Here is a 2,732-nt window from a genome sequence, read left to right on the forward strand (position 1 = left end):
GGTTGGAGCGTCAATAGGGGCCATTACGGAATGAAAAAATCCCTCTTCATAACCGGAACCGATACGGGCGTCGGCAAGACCTTCGTCGCCTGCGCGCTCGCGCGGGGTTTTAAGGCACAGGGCATGAAAGTCGGCGTCATGAAGCCGGTCGAGACCGGGTGCCGTGGCAGGAACGGAGGCCTTATCCCCGAAGACGCAAGGAAACTCCGGGAAGCCGCCGGAAGCGAGGACCCAATCGACACCATAAACCCCTACCGCTTCTCCCCCCCTCTGGCCCCTTCGCTGGCCGCAAGAGAGGCGGGCGTTACAATAGAGCTTCAGAGAATAAAGAGATCCTACGAAGAGCTTTCCGAAAAGAACGACGTGGTGATCGTCGAGGGCGCGGGCGGACTCATGGTGCCGCTAACGGATAGTAAGACCTTCGCAGACCTCGTCCTCTTCCTCGGCCTGCCTATGGTAGTGGTCGCCCCGAACCGTCTCGGGGTGATAAACCACACGCTCCTTACGGTCCGCTGCGCCGAGGCGGCCGGGATAGAGGTGCGCGGCGCCGTACTGAACAACCTCTCCGTGGAAACCGACGAGAGCGCCCCGCACAACGCCGGTGAGCTTAAACGGCTCGGCATAACCGTAATAAAAACCCTCCCCTTCTCGAAAGAAGGGGAGGGTTCGGATCTGTTCAGGGAACTGATAGAATTTATACTTTAGGGAATCATACCCTCCTTATAGCATCCCCCTTACCCTGACCCGTGTGTCCGCTGACACCGTATATCCGCTGATACCCCGCAAGGGGAGAGGAAAGTTAAAACCAACAACGCTACCTGATTACTAACCATGCCGCCCTGTCTTGTTCATTAGGAACTTTTACGCATCACGGCCTTTAAGCCGTAATAAAAAGACAGCTCGAACCGCTGCTTGAGGGAATTATATCCTCTTGACAGCGACTCCTTATCAGTATAACGTAACAGACAGGGGCATTGCCACTAATCAACGATTGAAAGGAGGCCCGTATGCTTGGGGCTTTAAAGCTCAAGGTCAACCCGGAGGAGATTATCGAGGCGGTAAAGGGGATGAAGAAAAAGGAGAGAGACGCTTTCCTCGAAGACCTCCTCGCATCCACCTCCCCCGAGTATCTGAAGAGCATCAGGGAGGCCCGGGCCGACTACAGGGCCAAGAGGACAAAGGGGCACAAAGAGGTCTTCGGCAAGGACGGGTGAAGTACCGCCTCGTATATACCAGAAGGGCGGTAAGGGACATCAAGGGACTTGCCCCCGGAACAAAGGAGAGGATAGGCCGGACCCTCCTCCGCTACGAGAAAAACCCTTTGAAACATGCCGATAAGCTTACCAACCCGTCCCTTGGAACCTACCGTTTCAGAATAGGCGATTACAGGGTCGTATTCGACATCAAGGGGCCGGACATTGTCGTCCTGAGGCTGGGACACAGAAGAGAAATTTATAAAAGAAAATGAACCCCTCCGGGCTAAAACCCGGAGGGGTTCATTCATTAAGGACTTTCTCGCATAACGGCCTTTGACTTCTCGCATCACGCATCACGCACACGCATCACGGCCTTTCATCCGCATCACGTACACGCATCACGGCCTTTAAGCCGTTTGACTCTTCGTGTAGTTCAACTTCCCTCCGGCGAGTATCGTATCGGCCTGCCTCTCGGTGTAGCCGTGCTCGAGTTTTATCTCCGTGCCTTTGGTGACGTTCTTAAGCGTCAGGGCGTCGCACGCCTTGAGCCCTTCCCTCAGACCCGAAAGCTCCAGCTCGTCCCCGTCCTCTATGCCGTCGTAGTCCGAAGCCTTCGCGAAGGTAAGCGGCAGTACGCCGAAGTTAACGAGGTTGTCCTTGTGGATGCGGGCGAAACTCTTCGTGATAACCGCCTTTATCCCGAGATACATGGGGCAAAGGGCCGCGTGCTCACGCGAGGAGCCCTGGCCGTAGTTCTCCCCTCCTATGACGAACCCGCCTCCGGCCCCCCTGGCCTTCTCGTGGAACTCCGGGTTTATGCCGGAGAAGACGGCCTCGGAGTACTTCGGCACGTTGCTCCTGTACTTGAGCCACGTCCCGGCCGGGGCTATGTGGTCGGTCGTGATGTTGTCCTCTAACTTTATCAAGACCTTGCCGTTTAGCGTATCCGGCAGCTGCTTGCTAACGGGAAGCGACTGGATGTTCGGGCCCTTCCTTACCGTCACGCGCGAGGGGTCCTTGGCCGGAGGGATTATCATCGTGTCGTCCACGAGGAACTCCTTGGGCATCTTGACCCTGTGGTACTTGCCGAGCTTCCTCGGGTCGGTTATGACGCCGTAGACCGCCGCGGCAACGGCCACCTCGGGACTGCATAGATATACCCTGGCGCTCTTTGTACCGCTCCTCCCCTCGAAGTTACGGTTAAAGGTCCTGAGCGACACAGCGTCGGAGGTGGGCGACTGGCCGCTCCCGATACACGGGCCGCAGGTGGCTTCGAGTATACGGGCGCCCGCCTCGATGAGGCTCGAAAGCCCCTTGTTCCTGGATATCATGTCGAGCACCTGCTTGGAGCCCGGTGAGACGGTCATGCTGACGTCCGGATGGACCTTCGCTCCGGATTTTTTAAAATACTCGGCTATGACCATCATGTCCATGTAGGAAGAGTTGGTGCAGCTCCCCACGCAGACCTGGTCGACCTTCGTGCCCTCGAGCTCGCTCACCTTAACGACGTTGTCCGGCATGTGCGGCTTGGCTATC

General features: G+C 57.0%; 4 protein-coding genes. 3 read left to right on the forward strand and 1 reads right to left on the reverse strand.

Annotated elements, in window-relative coordinates:
• The 3 genes from bioD to V3W31_07810 form a co-directional block, all read left to right on the forward strand.
• A partial coding sequence (gene bioD / locus V3W31_07800) for a dethiobiotin synthase (protein MEE9614832.1) occupies window positions 1-705 on the forward strand: 705 nt, incomplete at its 5' end.
• A gap of 302 nt (window positions 706-1,007) precedes the next feature.
• Window positions 1,008-1,214, forward strand: a complete 207-nt coding sequence (locus V3W31_07805) for a hypothetical protein (protein ID MEE9614833.1) — start codon at window positions 1,008-1,010, stop codon at window positions 1,212-1,214.
• The gene (locus V3W31_07810) at window positions 1,211-1,468 is read left to right on the forward strand and encodes a type II toxin-antitoxin system RelE/ParE family toxin (GenBank protein MEE9614834.1); all 258 of its coding nucleotides are present in this window, start codon (window positions 1,211-1,213) and stop codon (window positions 1,466-1,468) included. Before V3W31_07805 ends, V3W31_07810 begins: the two co-directional genes overlap by 4 nt.
• Window positions 1,469-1,603: 135 nt before the next feature.
• On the opposite strand, the gene V3W31_07815 is transcribed toward V3W31_07810, so the two are convergent.
• A partial coding sequence (locus V3W31_07815; protein ID MEE9614835.1) for an aconitase family protein occupies window positions 1,604-2,732 on the reverse strand: 1,129 nt, incomplete at its 5' end.

It is taken from the genome of Thermodesulfobacteriota bacterium (genome assembly GCA_036482575.1).
Classification (GTDB): domain Bacteria; phylum Desulfobacterota; class GWC2-55-46; order GWC2-55-46; family JAUVFY01; genus JAZGJJ01.

Bases quoted from the DNA above. Each gene is read 5' to 3' on its own strand.
- V3W31_07805 (MEE9614833.1), top strand. From the start codon at position 1,008: ATGCTTGGGGCTTTAAAGCTCAAGGTCAACCCGGAGGAGATTATCGAG.